The 21,142-nt window shown below is 71.9% G+C and carries 23 protein-coding genes; 19 read left to right on the top strand and 4 right to left on the bottom strand.

Annotated elements, in window-relative coordinates; all coding sequences use genetic code 11:
• Positions 1-46 precede the first annotated feature (46 nt).
• The 5 genes from ACIBJB_RS25635 (at position 47) to ACIBJB_RS25615 (ending at position 2,972) form a co-directional block, all read left to right on the top strand.
• The gene (locus ACIBJB_RS25635; RefSeq protein ID WP_398933464.1) at positions 47-631 is read left to right on the top strand and encodes a dihydrofolate reductase family protein; all 585 of its coding nucleotides are present in this window, start codon (positions 47-49) and stop codon (positions 629-631) included.
• 58 nt (positions 632-689) lie between these two features.
• Entirely contained in the window at positions 690-923 is a 234-nt protein-coding gene (locus tag ACIBJB_RS25630; protein ID WP_398933463.1) for a hypothetical protein, read from the top strand.
• Between the two features lie 85 nt (positions 924-1,008).
• Positions 1,009-1,422, top strand: a complete 414-nt coding sequence (locus ACIBJB_RS25625) for a YciI family protein (RefSeq protein ID WP_398933462.1) — start codon at positions 1,009-1,011, stop codon at positions 1,420-1,422.
• Between the two features lie 5 nt (positions 1,423-1,427).
• A complete protein-coding gene (locus ACIBJB_RS25620) occupies positions 1,428-2,633 on the top strand; it encodes an RNA polymerase sigma factor (RefSeq protein WP_398933461.1) in 1,206 nt (401 codons plus the stop codon).
• 9 nt (positions 2,634-2,642) lie between these two features.
• On the top strand, positions 2,643-2,972 hold the full coding sequence (locus tag ACIBJB_RS25615) for a DUF952 domain-containing protein (protein ID WP_398933460.1): 330 nt from the start codon (positions 2,643-2,645) through the stop codon (positions 2,970-2,972).
• A 76-nt stretch (positions 2,973-3,048) separates the two neighbouring features.
• Here the strand turns inward: ACIBJB_RS25615 and ACIBJB_RS25610 are convergent, their stop codons facing one another.
• Positions 3,049-3,441, bottom strand: a complete 393-nt coding sequence (locus ACIBJB_RS25610) for an ArsR/SmtB family transcription factor (protein ID WP_398933459.1) — start codon at positions 3,439-3,441, stop codon at positions 3,049-3,051.
• A gap of 96 nt (positions 3,442-3,537) precedes the next feature.
• Between ACIBJB_RS25610 and ACIBJB_RS25605 the strand changes: the two genes are divergently transcribed.
• Entirely contained in the window at positions 3,538-4,803 is a 1,266-nt protein-coding gene (locus ACIBJB_RS25605) for an MFS transporter (protein WP_398933458.1), read from the top strand.
• Positions 4,804-5,110: 307 nt separating this feature from the next.
• Here ACIBJB_RS25605 and ACIBJB_RS25600 read toward each other — a convergent pair whose 3' ends face one another.
• A complete protein-coding gene (locus ACIBJB_RS25600; RefSeq protein ID WP_398933457.1) occupies positions 5,111-5,764 on the bottom strand; it encodes a ScbR family autoregulator-binding transcription factor in 654 nt (217 codons plus the stop codon).
• Positions 5,765-6,006: 242 nt separating this feature from the next.
• Between ACIBJB_RS25600 and ACIBJB_RS25595 the strand changes: the two genes are divergently transcribed.
• The 13 genes from ACIBJB_RS25595 (at position 6,007) to ACIBJB_RS25535 (ending at position 19,899) form a co-directional block, all read left to right on the top strand.
• The gene (locus ACIBJB_RS25595; protein WP_398933456.1) at positions 6,007-6,951 is read left to right on the top strand and encodes a ScbA/BarX family gamma-butyrolactone biosynthesis protein; all 945 of its coding nucleotides are present in this window, start codon (positions 6,007-6,009) and stop codon (positions 6,949-6,951) included.
• Positions 6,945-8,081 carry an acyl-CoA dehydrogenase family protein gene (locus tag ACIBJB_RS25590; RefSeq protein WP_398933455.1) on the top strand — a complete coding sequence of 379 codons (1,137 nt, stop codon included), beginning with the start codon at positions 6,945-6,947 and terminating at the stop codon, positions 8,079-8,081. Before ACIBJB_RS25595 ends, ACIBJB_RS25590 begins: the two co-directional genes overlap by 7 nt.
• Positions 8,078-8,848, top strand: a complete 771-nt coding sequence (locus ACIBJB_RS25585; protein ID WP_398933454.1) for an HAD family hydrolase — start codon at positions 8,078-8,080, stop codon at positions 8,846-8,848. The genes ACIBJB_RS25590 and ACIBJB_RS25585 overlap by 4 nt, the downstream gene beginning before the upstream one ends.
• An 81-nt stretch (positions 8,849-8,929) precedes the next feature.
• Positions 8,930-9,559 carry a TetR family transcriptional regulator gene (locus ACIBJB_RS25580; RefSeq protein WP_398933453.1) on the top strand — a complete coding sequence of 210 codons (630 nt, stop codon included), beginning with the start codon at positions 8,930-8,932 and terminating at the stop codon, positions 9,557-9,559.
• A 146-nt stretch (positions 9,560-9,705) separates the two neighbouring features.
• Positions 9,706-10,734, top strand: coding sequence for a LysR family transcriptional regulator (locus ACIBJB_RS25575; protein ID WP_398933452.1), 1,029 nt, complete (start codon positions 9,706-9,708; stop codon positions 10,732-10,734).
• Between the two features lie 267 nt (positions 10,735-11,001).
• Positions 11,002-11,988 (top strand): NAD(P)H-dependent flavin oxidoreductase, encoded by a 987-nt coding sequence (locus ACIBJB_RS25570; protein WP_398933451.1) that lies wholly within the window; start codon positions 11,002-11,004, stop codon positions 11,986-11,988.
• A gap of 125 nt (positions 11,989-12,113) precedes the next feature.
• Complete coding sequence (locus tag ACIBJB_RS25565; RefSeq protein ID WP_398933450.1) at positions 12,114-12,704, top strand: YciI family protein; 591 nt, start codon at positions 12,114-12,116, stop codon at positions 12,702-12,704.
• 48 nt (positions 12,705-12,752) lie between these two features.
• Positions 12,753-14,183, top strand: coding sequence for an FAD-binding protein (locus ACIBJB_RS25560; protein WP_398933449.1), 1,431 nt, complete (start codon positions 12,753-12,755; stop codon positions 14,181-14,183).
• Positions 14,184-14,214: 31 nt separating this feature from the next.
• On the top strand, positions 14,215-15,147 hold the full coding sequence (locus ACIBJB_RS25555; protein WP_398933448.1) for a hypothetical protein: 933 nt from the start codon (positions 14,215-14,217) through the stop codon (positions 15,145-15,147).
• 17 nt (positions 15,148-15,164) lie between these two features.
• Positions 15,165-16,067 carry an alpha/beta fold hydrolase gene (locus ACIBJB_RS25550; RefSeq protein ID WP_398933447.1) on the top strand — a complete coding sequence of 301 codons (903 nt, stop codon included), beginning with the start codon at positions 15,165-15,167 and terminating at the stop codon, positions 16,065-16,067.
• A complete protein-coding gene (locus tag ACIBJB_RS25545; RefSeq protein WP_398933446.1) occupies positions 16,064-17,929 on the top strand; it encodes an isocitrate/isopropylmalate family dehydrogenase in 1,866 nt (621 codons plus the stop codon). The genes ACIBJB_RS25550 and ACIBJB_RS25545 overlap by 4 nt, the downstream gene beginning before the upstream one ends.
• Positions 17,922-18,779, top strand: coding sequence for a DUF6282 family protein (locus tag ACIBJB_RS25540; RefSeq protein ID WP_398933445.1), 858 nt, complete (start codon positions 17,922-17,924; stop codon positions 18,777-18,779). The genes ACIBJB_RS25545 and ACIBJB_RS25540 overlap by 8 nt, the downstream gene beginning before the upstream one ends.
• A gap of 88 nt (positions 18,780-18,867) precedes the next feature.
• Positions 18,868-19,899 carry an MBL fold metallo-hydrolase gene (locus tag ACIBJB_RS25535; protein ID WP_398933444.1) on the top strand — a complete coding sequence of 344 codons (1,032 nt, stop codon included), beginning with the start codon at positions 18,868-18,870 and terminating at the stop codon, positions 19,897-19,899.
• 48 nt (positions 19,900-19,947) lie between these two features.
• Here ACIBJB_RS25535 and ACIBJB_RS25530 read toward each other — a convergent pair whose 3' ends face one another.
• Entirely contained in the window at positions 19,948-20,691 is a 744-nt protein-coding gene (locus tag ACIBJB_RS25530) for a VOC family protein (RefSeq protein ID WP_398933442.1), read from the bottom strand.
• 37 nt (positions 20,692-20,728) lie between these two features.
• Positions 20,729-21,142 (bottom strand): VOC family protein, encoded by a 414-nt coding sequence (locus tag ACIBJB_RS25525; protein ID WP_398933441.1) that lies wholly within the window; start codon positions 21,140-21,142, stop codon positions 20,729-20,731.

Genomic DNA, 21,142 nt, shown 5'->3' with positions numbered 1-21,142 from the left:
TGCTGTGGTTCACACGTCGGAGCGCAGCCTACGAAAAGAGACCCGCTTGCGAAAGCTCACGTACTTCGTCGCCTGCTCGATCGACGGTTTCATCGGAGACCCGGACGGCGACGCGTCGTTCATGTACGCGTTCCTCGACGAGGAGTTCCTCGCCTACCTCACGACCGAGTACCCGGAGACCATCGCGGCCCACGCCCGCAGGGGCCTCGGCATCCACGACCTGGAGAACAAGAGGTTCGACACGATCATCCAGGGCCGCCGCAGCTACGAGGTCGCACTGAAGGAGGGCATCACCAGCCCGTACTCCCACCTGCGCGAGTACGTCGCCTCGCGCACGCTCGTCGAGTCGCCAGACCCGCACGTCGAGATCATCGCCGACGACCTGGTCGGCAGGGTGCGCGAACTGAAGGCGGAGGCCGGCGGGTCCGGCATCTATCTGTGCGGCGGTTCCCGGCTCGCCGGCGAACTGCGCGACGAGATCGACGAACTCGTCATCAAGACCTACCCGGTCCTGCTCGGCAGCGGCATGCCGATGTTCGCCGCCGACTTCGCCGTCACCGGGTTCGCGCTCGACGAGGTCCGCCTGTTCGACAACGGCGTCCTGGTGCGGACGTACGGCAGGAAGAGCTGACCGAGGCAACGGCTCGCAGCGGCAGGCACCGGCGGCTTCTTCCCCCTACCCTGAAGGCATGGACAGCGACGAACACGTCTGTCCCGTCTGCGGACAGCCGGTCGAGACAGTCGTACGGCGTCACAAGACGCTGGGTGTGTGGGTCCCCGTGTGGGTGGGCGGCCCGTGCCACAACCCCGAGTGCGAGGCGAACGCCGACAAGGCCACCGAGCCCGACAAGGTCACCAGCTCCGGCAAGGTCACCGAGTCCGGCGAGGGCCACGGTGGCGCCCCCGCCGGAAAAAGTTCCTGAATCCGTGTCGAGAATCAGTCCCCGGTTCCGACGTCCCCCGTGAGAGCCGCCCGCACGGGGCGGCCGAAGCCGAAGGAGCGGAATCATGAAGTACCTGGTCATGGTGCAGGGAACGCAGGCCGACTACGAGGCCATGCGCGGCAAGGGCTCCGAGCACTCCCCGGCCTGGAGCGAGCAGGAGATCCAGACGATGTACGCCTTCATGGGCGCCATCAACAACGACCTGTCCGAGACCGGCGAGCTGCTCGACGCACAGGGCCTCGCCGAACCCGCGAAGGTCCGCCACGTCAGCCGGGACGCGGACGGCAAGGCCGTGATCACCGACGGGCCCTACAGCGAGACCAAGGAGCTGCTGTGCGGCTACTGGGTGCTGGAGTGCGAGAGCCTGGAGCGCGTCACGGAGATCGCCGAGCGCATCGCCCAGTGCCCCCAGCCCGCCGGCGCCCCCGACTACCCGGTGGTGATCCGGCCCATCCTGGACGGCGCCGGGGACATCTGAGGACCGTGCGAGGAGCCACCGAGACCGAGGACCTGCTGCGCCTGCACGCGCCGCAGGTCCTCGGCGCGCTGGTCAGGCGGTACGGCCATTTCGACACCGCCGAGGACGCCGTACAGGAGGCACTGCTCGCCGCGGCCGGGCAGTGGCCGTCGGCAGGGGTGCCCGACAATCCGCGCGGGTGGCTCATCAAGGTGGCCTCGCGGCGGCTGACCGACGCGCTGCGCGCGGAGGAGGCGCGGCGGGCGCGGGAGGAGCGGGCGGCGGCGCTGAGCGTGCGGGACACGGCCGTCGCCGACCGTGCGCCCCGCGAGGACGACACCCTGTCCCTGCTGTTCCTGTGCTGCCATCCGCAGCTCACCGCGTCCGCGCAGATCGCGCTCACCCTGCGCGCGGTCGGCGGTCTGACCACGGCGGAGATCGCCCGGGCGTATCTCGTCCCCGAGGCGACCATGGCCCAGCGCATCAGCCGGGCCAAACAGAAGGTGCGGGGCGTCCGTTTCGGCCGGCCGGAGAACTGGGAGGAGCGGCTGCCCGCCGTCCTGCAGACCCTCTACCTGATCTTCAACGAGGGTCATACGGCGACCTCGGGACCGGCCCTCCAGAGGCGCGACCTCGCCGGCGAGGCGATCCGGCTGACCCGCACGGTCCACCGGCTCCTGCCCGACGACTGCGAGATCGCGGGCCTGCTCGCCCTGATGCTCCTCACCGACGCCCGCCGCGACGCCCGCACCGGCCCGGACGGCGACCTGGTTCCCTTGGACGAACAGGACCGCGCCCGCTGGGACAAGGCGGCGATCGAGGAGGGCGTCGCGCTGGTCACCCGGGCGCTGGCCCGCCGCCGTGCCGGGCCCTACCAGATCCGCGCGGCCATCGCCGCCGTACACGACGAGGCGCCTTCCGCGGCGGCGACCGACTGGCGGGAGATCCTCGGCCTGTACGACGTTCTGGTACGGCTCGTTCCCGGGCCCGTGGAGCGGCTGAACCGGGCGGTCGCGGTCGCCATGGTCCATGGCCCGCAGGCGGGACTCGCGGAACTGGACTCGCTCACCGGCGAGTTGGGGCACCGCCTGGACGCCGTACGGGGGCATCTGCTGGAGCGGGCCGGTTCCCGCGAGCAGGCCCGCGCGGCGTACGAGTCGGCGGCGGCCAAGACCCTGAGCCTGCCCGAGCAGCGCTATCTGCAGGGGCGGGCGGCCCGGCTGAGGCCCTAACGTGGGCCCATGTCCACGACACCCATCCTGCACCTCACCGAACGCTCCCTGTGGGACGAGGCGCGCGCCCGGGGCACGTACGAGATGTCCACGCGCGGCCGCACCCTCCAGGAGGAGGGGTTCATCCACTGCTCGACGCGCGAGCAACTGCCCGCCGTCGCCGCCTTCCTGTACGGCTCCTACGACGGCCCCGACGAACTGGTGCTCCTCGTCATCGACCCCGCGCGACTGTCCGTACCGCTGAAGTACGAGGCCCCGGAGCCCGGTGCCGAGGAGTTCCCGCACATCTACGGGCCGATCCCGGTGGAGGCGGTCGTCGACGTGGAACCGTGGGCGTGAGCGGTTTCCGCCGGGCGTGAGCGCGTGCCGTGGCGGTCTGGGCGGCCTTCACAGGGGCTGAACCGCGCCCACCGGCTCACCCCTCGTCGGGCGTCCAGGCCGCCACCAGATCGAGGAGGCCGGGGAAGCGGGCGTTGAGGTCGTCGACGCGGACGTGACTGCGGCGCTCCAGGCCGTACTGGCGCTGGCGGGTGATACCCGCCTCGCGCAGGGCCTTGAAGTGGTGGGTCAGCGAGGACTTCGGGCGGTCGAGGCCGAACCAGCCGCAGGAGTGGTCGAACCGCTCCGAATCCAGGAGGAGTTTGCGCACGATACGCAGCCGGAGCGGGTCGCTCAGGGCTCCCAGGACCGTCTCCAGACGAAGCTCCTCCACCGCCGGTTCCGGGAGCGCCTCGGGCAGCCCTTCGGGTTCCGGCAGCACCTTGATCGTCGGCACCTGTACCGGCACCGGACGCGCTGTCGACGGCATAGGCAACTCCTCATGACCCAAATCCTATGTACGACTCTGATCGTACTGCATGCTATGTTCGAGAAAACTCGTACTGCATCGCTGGAGGAGCCTGACATGTCGGAGAGTCGAACGGCGCCCGTGAAGGTGGTGGACGAGCAGCGTGCCGGCGCGGACGACCTGCCTGCCGCGGCCTCGTACGCCTCGCCCACCTGGTGGGTATGGCTGGCGGCCTGGCCGGTGACCGCGGTCTTCATCCTGTCCAACGCGGCAACCCCGCTGTATGTGCTGTGGCAGCGCGACATCGGGTTCTCCAAGGGGACCCTGACCGTCATCTTCGCCTTCTACATCGTCGGGCTGATCGGATCCCTGCTCGTCTGCGGCGTCGTGTCCGACCGGCTGGGCCGCAAGCCCGTCCTGCTGCCCGCGCTGGGGCTCGCCCTGGCCGCGTGCGTCATCTTCGCGACCGCGTCCACCGTGGCCGCGCTGATCGTGGCCCGGCTGTTCACCGGCATCGCCGTCGGCGCCGTGGTCTCCGCGGGCATGGCCGCCGTGACGGACGTCGCCGGACAGGACCGCAAGCGGCTCGCCGCCCTGCTCGCCTCCTGCGCCATGGTCTTCGGGGCCGGCCTCGGACCACTCCTCGCGGGTGTCCTGTCCGAGACCGCGCCCGCCCCGACCGTCACCGTCTTCCTCGTGGAGATGGTGCTGCTCGCGACCGCGGTCCTCGCGGTGCTGCGCATGCCGGTGCGGCGCCCGGCCGCGCCGGCCAAGGGCGCGTGGATCCGGGTACCCGGTGTGCCCCGCGGCAGCGGTCTGCACCTCGTCCTCGGCATCGCCGTGTTCGCCCCCGGCATCACCGCGACGTCCTTCGTGCTCTCCCTCGGACCGTCCCTGCTGTCGGGCCTGCTCGGCACCACCAGCCGGATCGTCGCCGGGGCCATGGCGTTCGCGATGTTCCTGGCCGCCACCGGTGTTCAGTTCGCGGTCCAGCGACTGCGCAGGCGCACCATCCTGACCGCCGGAGCGATCAGCACCACCCTCAGCATGGTCACGCTGATCGTCGCCGTGCACACCTCGTCGGTCCCGGTGCTCATCGCCTCCGCGCTGCTGGCCGGCGCCGGACAGGGCATGGGGCAGCTCGGCGGCCTCTCCCTGCTCAACTCCACCATCGCCCCGAAGCACCTCGCCGAGGCCAACGCGGCGCTCAACGTGGGCGGTTACATCCCGGCGGGCGTCCTGCCCGTCTCGGCCGGCTACCTCAGCGACGCGATCGGCCTGACCGACGGGGCGACGGTGTTCGGCGTGGTGCTGATGAGCCTGGCGGTCATCGGGGGACTCGTGGTCGTTGCGAGCCGCCGCAGGGTCCCGGAGCCGGCCTGACCGCCCGCCCCGGCCCGTGACCCTCCGCTCCGGCGGCGTACCAGGGCAGCGGCCGTGGTGCGCCGCCGCTGCCTGTGCGGTGCGGCGCAACCATTCGTGGTCGTCGCGAGCCGCCGCAGGGTCCCGGAGCCGGCCTGACCGTCCGCCCCGGCCCGTGAACCTCCACTCCGGCGGCGTACCACGGCCACGGCCGCGGTGCGCCGCCGTCGCCTGCGCGGCGCGGCCGGGCGGTCCAACCGCGCTCGTCGCCGCACCCGCCCCCGAAGCCGCGCATCCCCCCTGCCTCACGCCCCGTGACCCCTCGCCCTCATCGCGCGCGGATCGCGGCGAAGAGCAGTTCGCTCGCCTCGGCCCAGCGGTCCACCACATCCGTCCTCCCGTGCAGCACGTCCGAGATGTGCTGGGTGCCGAAGAACGCCGCGACCAACGACCGCGCGGCCGCCGCCGGCCGGACCTCCTCGCGCACCTCGCCGCCCTCCTGGGCGGATACGAGCAGCGACTCCAGGAGCTCGGTCCAGTCCACGTACGGCGTCGGCAACTGGGCGTCGATCTGCGGGCGTTCGATCTGGAGCCGCGCACCCGCCTGCACGATGACGTCGTCCCGGAACGCCATCGCCGCCCGGGCGAGCAGCTGCGCGGCGGTGTCCAGCGGCCCGTACCCCTCCGCCACGACCTGCTCCAGGAGGGCCGGCCACCGCCCGTAGTGCTCCTCCACCACGGCTACCGCGAGCGCCTCCTTGGTCGGGTAGTGGAAGTACACCGCCCCTTTGGTCATCTCCACACGGTCGGCGACGTCCTTGACCGACGTGTGACGGAATCCGTGCTCCGCGAAGAGCTCGGACGCCGCGGTCAGCAACAGCCGTCTTGTACGGGTGGACCGGTCCTGCTTGGGTTCGGACCCTCGTCTCGTCACGATCTTCTTCCGGACGAACGGCGAGAAGGCAGGGTGCGGTTCCGACATGGTTCGGCTCCTCTGTGCGGCGGCTTCGCCCAGGGTGACGCAGAACACCCTCGGCAAGAAACCTTCTGGAAGGTATCTTTACGGGGTCGCTTCCCGTGGGGACGGGACGACAGCGGGCCCACTCCCGCTGCCGCGACTTGGGGAGGAACAGTAACGTGCACGTCGTACCATCACCAGCGCCGCACTCGCCCCCGAGCGGCCCTCTCCAAGACCCCTGGAGAAGGCTGCGCTTCGCACACCGGGTGCCTCGCGCGTCGGTGCACAAGTCCGCCACCGCGGAAGTGCTGCTGACCGATGCCGTCCACCTGGGCGACGACCGGTTCGCCGTGGCCGCGGTCTGGCACCGTGACCATTTTCTCGGCCATCACGGGGCCCCGGCCTCCGATCCCGTACTCCTGGCGGAGACCGCGCGACAGGCGGCCATCCATCTGTCGCACCGCTTCCACGACATCCCCGAGGACCGTCCGTTCGTTCTCGACGAGGTCGCCGTGGAACTCGACGAGGCGTTACCGCCGGCGGACGCGGAGCCGCTCGCCCTCGGTCTCGACATCCGGTGCCGGCGCACCGCCGGGCCCTCCCGCAGGACCGGCCTGGAACTGGACGCGGTGGTGCGCACCGCGCACCGCCGACCAGGGCGGGCCCGGGTCCGCTGGGAGGTCATAGAGCCGCGTCGCTACGCGGTACTGCGCAAGCGCGGCGCTCCGGAGCCCGGCACGCCGGGTGAGCCGGAGCCGGCCGCCACCGTGCCCGTGCCGGCACACCTGGTGGGAGGGCGGCAGGAGCACGACGTCCTGCTGGCCGCCGACCCGGCCCGCCCCGACCGGTGGTGGCTGCGGCTGGACCTGGGCCATCCCGTGCTCTTCGACCACCCTTCGGACCACATACCGGGCATGGCACTGGTGGAGGCGTTCCGGCAGGCCGTCCTCGTCACCGTCGGCGACGGGCACCGGGCGGACGGCTCGGAGGCGGCACGGCAGGTCCGCATACTCATCACCCGGTTCACCTCGTTCGGCGAGCTGAACCTGCCGGTGTCCATCACCGTGGAGTCCGCCGGCGGCGATCACGGTGCCGGACCGGAAACCGCCTTCACGCTGCGGGCCGTACAGGGAGAGCGTGAGCTGGCGTCCGCGCGCGTGGTGTGCGCGACACCCCACTCCGGCCGCCGCCCCGAGGGAGCGGCATGCTGATCACGGAACGGACCGACGGCACGACGGTCACGGAAGACGCCCAGCTCGAACCGACCGGCCTGGCCGCGCTCGCCCGCCGTGACGCACGGCGGGCGGAGGAGCGGCGCAGTCTCACCCCCGAGGTCGCGGCCGCCGTCTCGGCAGCGGGCTTTCCGCGCCACTTCGTGCCGCGCCGCCGCGGCGGTGCGGCCGGGGACTTCACCGAGCTGGTCACCGGTACCGCCGTGGTCGCGGAGGCCTGCGCCTCGGCGGCCTGGTGCGCCGCGCTGTACGCCGCGCACGGCCGGCTGGCCGCCTATCTCCCCCAGGACGGGCAGGACGAACTGTGGGACCGGGGACCGGACGTCCGTATCGCCGCCGCGGTCGTACCGCCGCAGGGCACCGCGACAGCACGGGGCGGCGACTGGCTCCTCGACGGGGCCTGGCGGCCGGCCAGCGGGGTCGACCACGCCGACTGGGTCCTGCTGGCGTCCTGGACACCCGGCGGGAGCGGCCGGGAACACAGGATCTTCGCCGTGCCCCGCTCGGAGCTGTCGGTGGTGGACACCTGGTATCCCTCGGGCCTGCGCGGCACCGGGAGCAACACGGTGACGGCCGACGCGGTCCGGGTCCCGGGCCACCGCTCCTTCACCCTGGACGACCTGCTCCGCCCGCAGCCCGACGCGGCCCGCTGCCACACGGTTCCCTATCCCATGGTCGCCGCGCTCATCTTCGCCGCTCCCCTGCTCGGTCTCGCCCGGCGGGCGCTGCGCGACTGGACGGACGAGCGGGTCGGCGCCGCGCCCCGGCACCCGGCCACGCACACCGTGCTGACCGAGGCCTCGGTACGGATCCGCTCCGCCGCACTGCTTCTCGACGGCGCGGCCGAGCGGGCCGACCACGGGGAGATCACCCCGCTCACGGTGGCCGAGAACCGCAGAGACGCGGCGACGGCGGCCGCGCTGTGCCGCGAGGTGGTGGACACCCTCTTCCGCACGGCCGGTCTGCGCGCGCAGACGCCGGATCACCCCCTCCAGCAGGCATGGCGGGACGCGACGGCCGCGGCGGGCCACGGCGCGCTCGATCCCGACGCGGCGGCCCGGGCGTACGCGGAGACGGTGCTGGCCCCGGAGACGGGCGGCCCGTCGTGAACCGTACGACGCGGACGGCCCGCGCTGCCTTCGCCGGGGCGCCCGCCGTCGCGCGGCCTGCCGTGATCGCCTTCTTCGATGTCGACGAAACCCTGCTGGCCGCGAAGACCATGCTCGACTTCTGGGATTTCTGGGCCGGTTCGGGCACCTGGCCGGCCCCCGCCGGGGTGCCCGACCTCCGGGCCCGCGCGGCGACGGGTGAGGACCGGGGCACGTTGAACCGGGAGTACTACCGCCGGTTCGCCGGCGTCCCTCTCGACGTAGTGCGGTCGGCGGCGCACGCCTGGTACGAGACCCACCGCCGAGGCACGCGGGCCTTCGTGACCGCCGGAATCGAGGCCGTCGAGCGGCACCGGGGCCTGGGCCACGAGGTCGTGCTCGTGTCGGGTTCTCTGCGGCCCCTGCTGGAAGCGGTGGCGCAGGACCTGGGCGGGGCCGAGGTGCGGTGCACCGAGCAACTGGTGACGGACGAGGGCGTCCTCACGGGAGAGATCGACCGGCCGATGATCGGGCAGGCCAAGGCCGACGCCGTCGCGGACGTCGTACGCGCGCGTGGGGCACGCGGCGCGGACTGCTACGCGTACGGCGACCACGAGAGCGATCTCGCCATGCTCCGCTCGGTGGGGCACCCGGTGGTGGTGGGCGGCTCCGCCGCGCTGGCCCGGGAGGCGGAACAGGCCGGCTGGACGGTACTTGTCGGACATCTGGGCCCGTACCGGGCGCCCGCACACGCCGGGCCACCCGCTCCGGCCTCGGAAAACGGCTGATGTCCGGCCGGTTTCCCTCTCCTAAGGAAATACCTTCCCGAGGGTATGTTTATGTCCTCATCAACGCTGGAGGACACCTGCATGGCCAAGCAGGAAAGGGCGCGGCACACCCGCGAGAAAGTACTGGACGCCGCCGCCGAGGAGTTCGCGCTCCAGGGATACAGCAGGGCCACGCTCAACGCCGTGGCAACGCGGACCGGGATGACGAAGGGAGCCCTCTACGGGCACTTCGCGTCCAAGCGAACCCTGGCGGGAGCCCTGCTCACCCAGTCCCACGAGGTGTGGGAGGAGATGCTGCTGACCCGGGACACCCCCGGTGTCACCGCCCGGACGGCGCTCGAGTCCCTCGTCCTGGATCTCGCGCACCGTCTCACGGCGGATGTCCGCCTCCGGGCGGCGCTCCGGCTCGCCACCGACTGCCCCAGCCTGAGCCGTGCGGCGCCGGACGTCTTCGAGGACGTACGGCGCAACCTCGTCGACCTCATCCGCCGCGCGCAGCAGGAGGGCGGGATGCCCCCGCACCCGCCCGAGCTCGTCGCACAGCTGCTGCTGGCCGCGATGCACGGGGCGCTTCATGTGTCGTTCGGGTCGGCGGGGTGCGGCGGTCCGGCGGCCTGGGAGGCGGTGTGGCGCCTGCTCCTGGACGCGCTCTCGGCCACCCCCCGGCAACCGTCGGGCGGCCATGAGGTGGACGGGGTGCACGCCAGATGAGAGGTGTGTTGCGGGACCGTTAAAAATACCTTCCGGAAGGTTTTCTATGGCATCCTGGGGGTCCCGGCCCCCCGAGCGGCCTCCGCCCGACACGAGACAGATCACTACTCAGCCCCCAGTCGACATGTTGTGAAGGAGGGAAGATCATGAGTGTGCTGGATGAGAGAGTCGGACCGTTACCGCTCGACCAGACAAACTCCGGCGACACCCTCGGCGATTCGAACCTCGAATGGGTCCGGAGCGCCACCGCCCACGCCGAGCATGTCGATGATTTCGACATGCGGCATCTTCGGTATTTCCTGACCGTGGTCCGCGCGGGAACCGTTTCCGGAGCCGCCCAGGAGTTGCGGATATCGCAGCCGAGTCTGAGCCAGCAGATCAAACGCCTGGAACGCCGCGTTGGCGCACCGCTGTTCATCAGGAGTTCACGCGGGGTCGAGTTGACCACCGGCGGACGGGCTTTTCTGCGGGAAATCCAGAGCATTCCGGGGCAGCTCCGGTCCGCCATCGCGGCCGCCACGCCGTCGCCCCGCACCTGGCCCGTGGGGGTGTGCGGGGGAGTGCCGGCCGAGGTGCTCGCCGAAGTACAGGAGGGGCTCACCGGGCAGGACGCGGACTGGACGGGGGGCCGGACCAAGCCGCCCCTGCGCATGCGCTCGGTCAGCGCGGCGGACCAGCTGGAGCTGCTCCAGCACGGCGAGATCGCGTTCGGCATCGTGCGGCTGCCCGTCCCGGTACCGGGTCTCGTGCGTGCCGTGGTCTGGGACGAACCGCTCGGGGTCGTGCTGTACGCCCACCACCCGCTGGCCGACCGTACCGAGCTGACCTGGTCCGATCTCTCGGCGCAGCGGCTCCTGTGGTACGACGAGGGGTGCGCCCCGGGCTATGCGGACACCGTGCCGACCCAGCTCACCGCGCTGGGCTGGAAGGCCGCGCTGCATCCCGCCGACCAGGACCAGCAAGCCTTGTTCGTGCATGCGCTCCAGACCGGCGGCGACCTCGTGGCCCTACGTCCCCGGCTCGCTGTGGAGGGTGACCCCCAGCTCGTCTGGCGCCCCCTCCCCACCCGGGCGGCGCCACGCGAGCGACTGGCCGTCACCGCGCTGGCGGGGACCCGCTCGGCCCGTTTCCTGGGCAGGGCCGCGACCAGGCGCGGCTGGCCCTTCCTCACCTGATCCCTTTTTCCGTTCCCCGCATTTCCTACCCTGATGATCGGCCCGGAGCTTCACAGCTCCGGGCCGATTTTTTCGTCCGCCGGCTGGAATGTTTCATTCCGTTGAACGGCTTCCCCTGCCCATAGGCCCCTCGATATATCTGCCACGTCCTTTGCGTCTTGGACGCCGAAGAGCCCGGGAATCTAGTCTCTTCAACGTGAAACCACAGCGTTTCGCCTGCACTTTCTGAGCAACCTCACCGGCAGCGCCGGAATACAGGGGAGAAGCGTGATCTCGACCAAACTGACAGAGCTGCTGGGAATCGACCATCCGGTCGTCTGCGCTCCGATGGGTTCCGTGTCCGGCGCGGAACTCACCACCGCCGTCACCCGCGCCGGCGGGCTGGGACTCGTGGGCGTGAGCTACGGTGACGCGGCCTTCATCGACGAGCATGTGGCCCGTGCGGCCCAGGGCGGCGGCGCCTGGGGCGTCGGCTGTGTGATGTTCACCTTCGACGAGCGTCCGGGCCTGTGGGACAAGGTGCTCGGCTACGCGCCGCCCGTGATCGCCCTGTCCTTCGGTGACGCCGAACAGGTGCGCAGGTACACGGCTTCCGCCGCGGAGAGCGGTGCGCAGGTGATCGTGCAGGTGCACGACACCGAGCAGGCGGCCGTCGCCCTCCAGGCCGGGGCATCGGTGCTGGTGGCCCAGGGCTCCGAGGCCGGGGGCCACCACAAGGACCGGGCGACCCTGCCGCTGGTCCCCGCCGTGGTCGATCTGGCCCAGGGAGTCGTACCGGTCGTCGCCGCCGGCGGTGTCGCGGACGGACGGGGCCTGGCTGCGGCACTGGCACTGGGCGCCGACGGCGTGATGATGGGCACCCGGTTCGCCGTCACCGAGGAATCGATGGGCACGGCCGGCTTCAAGGCCTCCCTGGTGTCCGCCGCCACCGCCGACACCGTCGACACCCGGGCCTTCGACGTGGTCCGCGGCATCCCCTGGGACGAGGTGTACCGGGCACGGTCGGTCGGCAACGCGTTCACCCGTGAGTGGACCGGGCGGGACGCGGAGCTGGCGGCCCTGCGCGCCGAGGTCGAGCCCGGCTGGGCGGCCGCGGTCGCCCGCGACGACACGGCGCAGCGTGCGCTGTTCGCCGGTGAGGTGATCGACCTCGTCCAGGACGTACGGCCCGCGGCGAGCGTGGTGCGGGACACCGTCACCGAGGCCGAAACGATTCTGCGCAGGCTCGCCGGAAGCCTGGCGTCCTCGCGGTGAGCGCTGTCCGGGGCTCTGCCTCCGGTACGGCCTGAACCGCCTCGTCCTCGACCGCCGCCGGACCCCCTCTGTCCCCGGTCCCCGCCCCCTGCACCGCCAAGATCCAAGATCCCTCGGAGACTTCCATGATCCATGTCCTCACCCTCACCTACCTCGTCCCCCGCGAGACCGTCACCGCCCACCTCCCCGAGCACAGGGCATGGCTGCGCGAACACGCCGACCAGGGGCGCATCCTGCTCAGCGGCCCCCGTCCGGAGGGCGGCGCCGTCATCGTCACGGCCGACCTCGACGAGGCCGTCGTACGCGAGCTGATCGAGAGCGACCCCTGGCACCGGCTCGGTATCGCGTCCTACGAGCGGATCGGCTTCGAGGGCCGGGGGGTCAGCCCCGGTGTGGTGACCGCTGCCGAACCGGACGACGGAGTACTGCTCATCAACGTGGCCACCACGGACGACGCGTCGGCCAGCGTCGACGCACTCGCCTCGGCCGTGGAGCACGTCGCCGCCACCGCCGACGGCTTCCAGGGCTCGCGTCTGCTGACGAGCGTCGACGGTGACGCCATCGTCAACCTCGCGGCCTGGGCGGACCAGAAGCGGTTCGACGCCATCTTCGACGACCCCGAGTTCACGCGTCGCTACCAGGCGTTCGCCGCCACCACGACCGGCGCCAAGTACCGCCTCTACCGCACCAGCCGGGTCATCACCCCGAACCGCTGACCCGGCCGCAGCCCCACGCCGCAACCGTCACACCCTTAGGAGAGACCCATGTCAGCCTCGACGTCCGCCGAGTACGACCTCATCGTCGTCGGATTCGGAGCCGCCGGCCTGTCCGCCGCCCTGTCCTTCGCCGAGGCCACCGAGGGCCGCGAGCGGCCCGCCCGGATCGCGATACTCGAGCGCTCCCCCGAGGAGGAGCGCGGTGGCGCCACCCGCTGGACGGGCGCCTTCCTCCGCGTCGACCAGCAGCGACGGCTCGACACCGACTGGGCCGAGCACGTCGGCCGGGTCTCGGGCGGCCTGGCCGATGCCGCGTACTGCCGCGCCGTCGAGCGGGAGGCACCGCAGACCCTGGCCTTCGTCGAGAAGCACGGCGTCGAGATCGCCTTCGAGGACTTCCCCCTCCCGCACACGTTCGACGGCGGTACGCCGTCCATGACGCCGCCCGCCAGCCCGCGCGGCGGCGGTGCCTCGATCGTCGAACACCTGGGCGCCGCCCTGGAGAAGGACCCTCGCGTCGACATCCGGTACGAGACGGAGGCCCTGCGGCTGACCACCGCCGAGGACGGCACCGTCGACGGTGTGGTGGTCCGCGGCTCCGACGGCCGCACCCGGCGGCTGACCGGCCGTGCGGTGGTGCTGGCCTGCGGTGGCTTCGAGGGAAACACCGAGATGCTCACCCGGTACGTCGGCGACCGCGCCTGTGACCTCCCGCTGATCGCGCCGGGCATCGCCAACAACCGCGGCGACGCGCTCCGCATGGCGCTGGAACTCGGTGCGGACACGTCCGGACAGTTCGACGGCATCCACGCCGAGCCGGTGGACCGCCGTACGACGAAGGCCGACTCGGTGCTGTACGGGTTCTCCGCCGGCATCTTCGTCAACGGCCGGCTGGAGCGCTTCTTCGACGAGGGCCGCGACACCTGGGACAACACCTTCGAGCACATCGGTTACGAGATCTGGAAGAACCAGGAGCAGGAGGCGTACTGGATCGCCGACGCCAAGACCCTGGCCATCCCCGGAATCATGAACTCGCTCCTCAGTGACGTGCCGCCGGAGCAGGCGGACACCCTGGAGGAACTCGCCGCGAAGCTGGGCGTGGACGCCGAGACGCTGGAGAAGACCGTCGCGGAGTTCAACGCGGCGGTGGCTCCGGGGGAGTTCGACCCGACCCGACCCGACGGCAAGCACACGGTCGGCCTCACCCCGCCGAAGTCCAACTGGGCCACCCCGCTGGACACCGCGCCGTTCATCGGAGTCCCGGTGACCGCCGCGATCTGCTTCACCTACGGCGGCATCCGCACCGACCTCGACGCCCGGGTCGTCACCCCCTCCGGTACCGCCATCCCGGGTCTGTACGCGGCCGGTGAGGCGACCGGCCTCTTCTACCACGCCTACCCGCCGGCCACGTCCGTCCTGCGCTCGCTCATCTTCGGGCGGCTCGCCGCACACCACGCGGCCGCCGCCCAGTCGGCCTGACCCCACCTCACGTCAGTCACCTGGAGACTCCATGAGTATCGTCAACATCGACGTCACCCTCCGCGACGGCGGTTATCGCAACGGCTTCGACTTCCCGCTCGGCTACGCCCTCAAGCACGCGAGGCTCAGTGTCGAAGGCGGCTTCGACTGGGTCGAGATCGCCTACCGCAAGGGCTCGTTCGCCCCGATACCCCACCTCGGGCTCACCGGCCGCGGTGACGACGAGTTCATCGCCGCGGTCGCCCAGGAGATCGGCCCGGAGCGGGTGGCGGTGATCCTCCACCCGAAGAACATCACCCGCGACGATCTGCCCGCCATGTACGCGGCGGGGGCGCGCCTCGTCCGGATCATCCTGCCCGCCGCGGGCTACGAGGCCGGCCTCGACTACATCCGCCAGGCCCGGGACACCGGCTTCACCGTGGGTGTGAACTTCGCCCGGATCAGCCAGTGGACGGGCCGCGACGTGGTGGAGGTGGCGACCGCGGCCACGGACGCCGGCGCCGAGTTCGTCTACCTGGCCGACTCCAACGGCAGCCTCTCTCCCGCGGAGACCACCGGCCTCACCCACCTGACCAGGTCCGTCACCGGCGGCGCGGTCGGACTGCACGCCCACAACAACCTGGGGCTCGCCCTTTCCAACGCCATCAGTGCCGTGGCCGCGGGCGCGACCTGGATGGACTCGTCGATCCAGGGCATGGGCAAGGGACCGGGCAACCTAATCGCCGAGCAGTGGCTGGCGCACCTCGACCGGACGGATCCGCAGGCCGCGGCGCGGCTGGACCTGGCGCCCGTCCTGGAACTGGCGGACCTGCTGCTCGCCGAGATTCCCGAGGGCCGGCCGTCGCTGCCGCTGCCGGACCTGGTGCTGGGCCGCTACGACCTGTCGGTGGAGCACCGCAAGGCCCTGCTGGGCCGGCACGGGAAGGCGATCGCCACCGCGCGCACCCTCGCCACCGTCCGGTGATCCATACCGGAACGGCTGTGCCGACGGCGGTCTTCGCACCGCGGACCGCCGTCGGCACGGCCCACGCTCTCGTCCTCGCCCCCGTCATCCCGCACTGGGACGAAGGAGCGTTCTTCGCCCCCGTGGTCCGGACCCTGACCGGGGCGGGGCTCAGGGTGACCGTGGTGGACACGCTCTCCCTGTGGGACGAGGAGGTGGACTCGATGGCCTCCTTCGTCGCCCGCTGGCGCGCGCGGCTGCCGCGGTTCGGCCCCGTCGACCTGCTGTGCGGGAACGCGCTGGGCGCCGCGGTGGCGCAGGCTCTGCTCCCCTACGTCGATCCCACCACGTCCGCCCTCCTCGTCTCGGGTCCCGCCCGTACGGACCCGCTCCTGGACGACCGTCTCACCGACATCGCGAAGCTGGCGGCAGCGGGCCGCACGGAGGCCGCACTCGCCCTCCTCCACCGACGCGTCCAGCCCGGACAGGGCGACCCGCCCGACGGCACCGAGCCTTCGGAGACCGCCTGCGACGATTCCCGGCTCGCCGCCGCCAACGGCCGTAGCCGGCCGGCGACCACCCACGGCACCGCCCGGCTAACCCGCATCGACGCCGTGGCCCCGTCCGCCGACGCCGACGGCCACACCCCGCCGGTGAACGCCGGCGGCGGCACCGGTGACCCGGTCGCCGGACGGAGGCTGGCCGCCGGGATGCGGCTGCTGTGCGGGACCGACGTCTCCGACGCCGTACTCGCGCACCCGGGCCCGCTGCTCCAGATCGTCGGTGGCCGGTCCCAGCTCGTCACCCTGCGGCACACCGCCGCCGCCCCGCACCACCGGGTGCACGTCGTCCCCGAGGCCGGCATGCGCCCCCACGCCGAACAGCCCACCGAAGTGGCCGCGCTCATCGAGGCCTTTCTGTGGGAGAAGGGATTCCAATGAAGTCGGCAACCGACCGACCGGCCCCTAACAAGAGCATCGCCGTCCTCCCGGGCGACGGCGTCGGGCCGGAGGTGGTCTCCGCCGCGCTCGACACCGTGGACCTGCTCGGCCTCCCCCTGGACTTCCGCTTCGGCGAGATCGGCTGGGAGTGCTGGCGCCAGGAGGGCGACACGGTGCCCCAGCGCACCTGGAAGCTCCTGGAGGAGACCGACACCTGCCTGCTGGGCGCCATCACCAGCAAGCCGCTGCGTGAGGCAGAGGCCGAGCTCGCCCCGGAACTGCGCGGCACGGGAAGGACCTTCGTCTCCCCGGTCATCCAACTCCGCCAGCGCCTCGGCCTGTACGCGAACATCCGCCCGGTCACCGACCTGGACCACGGACGGTTCGACTTCACCGTCATCCGGGAGAACACCGAGGGCCTGTACGCAGGTTACGACCTCCACGGCCTCGACGGCGCCCTCTGGGACACCGTGCGCGACCATCCCAACGCCGACGCCTCCGGCCCCGAGGGCACCAGCGTCACGCTCCGGCTCCAGACCCGCTTCGGCATCGACCGCCTCCTGCGCTTCGGCTTCGCCTACGCCGAGGCGCACGGCCACCGCAGGCTCACCGTGGTGGACAAACCGATGGTGCTGCGCCACAGCGGCAACCATCTGCGGGAGCGGCTCGAACTCATCTCCCGCGACCACCCGGACATCGAGACCGAGATCCTCAACGTGGACGCCGTCGCCCTGTGGATGGTGCGCAGGCCGGAACGGTTCGGCGTCCTCGTCGCCGAGAACATGTTCGGCGACATCCTTTCCGACCTGGGCGCCGGTGTCATGGGCGGCCTCGGACTCGCCCCGAGCGGCAACATCGGCGACCACGGCAGCTACTTCGAGCCGGTGCACGGCAGCGCTCCCGGCATGGCGGGCCAGGACCGGGCCAACCCGATGGCGATGCTGCTGACGGTCGCGCAGATGCTCGACCATCTCGGCCTGTCCGTTCCGGGCGATGACCTGCGGGGCGCTGTACGCGCCGTCGCGCGGGCCCGTACCACCGTCACCTACGACCTGGGCGGCACCGCGGGAACCCGGCAGGTGGCACGCGCCGTCGCCCACGCGCTGCCCGGCCGGGCGGACGCGTCAACGGCGGAGCCCGCCGCGGAGAGGGACCACCTGACCGCCGTCACCGTGGACGCCGTCCCGACGGAGGTGGTGGACCGGCTGGCCGCACTGGACACGGCCTCGGTCTCCGACGCGCTGGACAGCCTCGGCATCGCGGGGGTGCTCGCCGAAGTGACCGCGCGCGTGCCCGGAGCCCGCACGGCCGGGCTGGCCTTCACGGTCGCCTACCGGCCCGTGGACACCTCCGACAGCGGCTTCCGCAACGCGGCGAATTACCTGGACGACGTGCCCCCGGGCTCCTTCGTGGTGGTCGACAACGGCGGTAGCACCAGCTGCACCAACTGGGGTTCGCTGCTGACATCCGTGGCGCAGGGCCGCGGTGTGCGCGGCACCGCGCTGTACGGCTCGGCCCGGGACATCGCCGAGATCCGGGCCGCCGGATACCCGCTGTTCAGCACCGGCGTCACGATGGTGAGCGGCAAGAACCGGGTGGAACTCGCGGGAACCGGACGGGAGATCACGGTCGGCCCGGTCACCGTGCGCCCCGGTGACGTGGTGGTCGCCGACGACAACGGAGTCCTCGTGGTGCCCGCGGAACGGGCGGCCGAGGTGGCCGACCGGGCCGAGCGCGTGGAACGGACCGAGTCCGCCATCGCCGACTCGGTCGCCTCGGGCCTGCGGCTGGACGAGGCGCGCCGGCGGTTCGGCTACGCCAAGCCGTGGGAGGGCCCCGCCGAGCGGTCCCGCGATGCGTGAGCCGACGCGGCGGTTGGTGGACGTCCACTACCACGCGGGGCCCGACCTCTACCGGCGTCGCCTGACGACGGGTGGCGCCGGGAGGGCGTACGCCGCGGCGGACGGCTGGGTGGTGATCAAGAGCCATCTGGGATCCACCGCGGCGGGCGCCTGGGAGGCGCGTCAGGAGGGCCTGCCCGTCTCCGGGGCGGTCGTGCTCAACGACCTCGCCGGCGGCGTTCGCCCCCAGGTGGTGGAGCAGGCCGTCTACGCCCACGGGCCGGACGCTCCTGCACGGCTGATCGCCTACCTGCCCACGCTCGTCGGTCCCGCTCACCGGTCCGCTCTGCCGCGGGAGCCGTTCCATCCACTGCTGGACGCCGGACGCTGGCGCAGCGACCGTGTGCTGGACGGAACGGGCCGGCTGAACCGGCCCGTGCGCGAAGTCCTCCGGGCCGCCCGCGACCTGCCCGTCGTCCTGGCGACCGGGCACTGCGACCGGGAGGAGACTCTGCGGGTGATCGACGAGGCGGCCCGTCTGGAACTGCCGCGGCTGCTGCTGACACACGCCACCCACCCGATGTCCGGCCTCGGCCCCAAGGACCTGTCGCAGCTGGCCGACCTCCCCGGTCTGTTCGTCGAACTCACCGCGCTCACCCTCTTGCTGGGCCACCGGGACGTCCCGCACCTCGCCGAGGTGGTGCGGGCTCACCCACGCGTGGTGTTCAGCTCCGATCTCGGACAGCCGGACCAGCCGGATCTCGCCGGCTGGCTGGCGGTGAGCCGCCGCTGGTTCGCGGAAGCGGAACTCACCGCCGTCGAGGTCGAGGCCATCACCTCCGTCAACCCGTCGAGGCTGCTGGCGCCCTGACCCTGGAGGACGGCGTGCCGGCGGGCCCGCGCACGCACCGGCTGCCCCTCAGTGAAAAGCGGTCTCCTCCCAACCAACCGGAGCCCCCATGACGCACCCCCCCGACCTGCCGCGCCGCCAAGTGCTGCGCAGCGCGCTCGCGGCCACGGCCCTCTCCGCCCCTCTCCTGAACGAGAACGCGGGCGCGGCCCACGCTGTGCCCCGCCCTCCCCGAATCGGCTCGCTGGGCGACCAGTCCGCCGTCCGCACCTTCACGCTGGGCGACGTACGGCTCACCTATGTCGTCGACGCGGCCATGGAGTTGGACACGGCCGGTTTTCTTCCCGCCGTCCCCGCCGCGTACTGGCGGGAACATCCGGAAGCGCTGGCGTCGTCCGGCCGTATCGCCGCCTCGGCGGGAGGTGTCCTCGTCGAGCGGGGCGGCCGGCGGCTGATGGTGGACGCCGGTCTCGGTGCCAACGTCCTCTCGCCGGCGCTCGGCGTCTCCCGAGGCGGTGCGCTGCCCCACACCTTGCGAGCGCTGGGGGTGTCACCGGCGTCCGTCGACACTGTGGCCTTCACCCATCTGCACACCGACCACACCGGGCTCGGTTTCCTCAAGGGCCGCGACGGGGAACTGCGCAAGGCGTTCCCGCGCGCCGACTATCTGGTGGCGGATGCCGAGTGGGGCCCCTTCTGGCGAGGCGAGATCAAGGTCGGGGCGCCGTCGTGGGAGGGGTTCATGGTGCCGATGTCCCGAGTGCTGCGGCGCTTCGACGACGGCGACGAGGTGTGGCCCGGCGTTACCGCGCTGATCACGCCCGGCCACAGCCCTGGACACACCACGTACGTGATCGCGGCGTCCGAGGGACGGCGCATCCTGGTTCTCGGAGACGCGTTCCACACCCCTGCGCAACTCACCCACCCCGAGTGGCCCTCCGGCCCCGACACGGACGTCGAGGGAGTCCTCAAGGCCCGCGAGACCCTCCTGACCCAGCTCCTCGCCCCCCGCACCTACGCCTTCGCCTTCCACTTCGGCGACCAGGCTTTCGGCCGCGTGGTACGCGACAGCGCCGACGGAGTCCGGTGGCGGCCGGTTCCGGCCCGGGAACTCCTCCCCAGTCCGGTACACCTCACGTGACGGAGGGGCGGGACGCGGCGGGCCGTACCGCCGTCCCTGGGGGCGCGTTCATCTCCGGCCAGGCAGCCCGCCCGTATCCGGGTCCCGCCCCGTCAGGCAGTACAGGCCGCCTGCCGGGTCCCTCATCACCGTCCAGCTCCTGCCGTCGGCGACGAACTCGGCGCCCAGGCGCTCGTGTTCCGCCCGCGTCGCCCCGATGTCCGCGCAGGCGAGGTCCAGGTGGGCGGAGGCGGGGCGTTCCTCGTCGAGGCGCTGGAGGAGGATGCGGACCGGGAGGCCGGGCGGCGGCTTGAGCACATGGAATTCGGGGAGCGAGCCGGAGAGGGACTCCCAGTCGGGCAACAGGGCGGCCCAGAAGGCGACTTCGGCGTCGTGGAGGGACGGCGGGATGTCGAGGCAGACCTGGTCGAGGCGGGTGCCGCGGACCACCGGCGGGCGGGTCGACTGCCCGCGCCAGGGATCGGCGCAGAACAGCTGGCCGGCGGGGGAGCGGAGCACGACCAACGTGCCCTGGTCGGCGACCACATGGGCGCCGAGCGCCTGCGCACCCTTCGCGAACTTCCGTACGTCGTCGACGCAGAAGTCGAGATGAGCACCGCCGGGCCCGGACGCGACGGCCTGCACCTTGGCACAGGCGTCGGCCCCGCCGGGCGGCACCAGGGTCACGAACTCCCGCCGCTCGCCCCGGGGGTCGGACAACCGGGTGCCGGTGGCGCCGGTCCAGAAGTCACAGGCCTGAGCGAAGCGGGCCACGGGCCGGTCAACGAAGGCGTACGTCCAGCGGGTCGTCATGCCGTGATCGTAGGCGCCGCTACTTCGACAGGCACGGCTACTTCGGCGCTTCCATGAACCGCAGCATGTTCCCCGCCGGATCCCTGAACGCACAGTCCCGCACCCCGTACGGCATGTCCGTCGGCTCCTGGATCACCTCCGCTCCCGATTCCCGCACCCGGGCGAACAACGCGTCGCAGTCGGACGTGGTGAAGTTGACCCCCCGCAGCAGCCCCTTGGCCAGCAACCGGGCCATGGCCTCCTTGTCCGCGGGCGAGGCGTCCGGATCGGCGGCGGGCGGCTCCAGGACGATGTCCACGTCCGGCTGGAGCGGCGACCCGACCGTCACCCAGCGCATGCCCTCGTACCCGACGTCACCGCGCACCTCCATGCCCAGGACGTCCCGGTAGAACGCGATCGCCTTGTCGTGGTCGTCCACGGCGATGAAGCAGTTCCTGAGTCTGATGTCCAT

Source organism: Streptomyces sp. NPDC050759, from assembly GCF_044456945.1.
In the GTDB taxonomy this organism is placed as follows: Bacteria; Actinomycetota; Actinomycetes; order Streptomycetales; family Streptomycetaceae; genus Streptomyces.
This window is presented reverse-complemented; position numbering and strand designations above follow the sequence as displayed.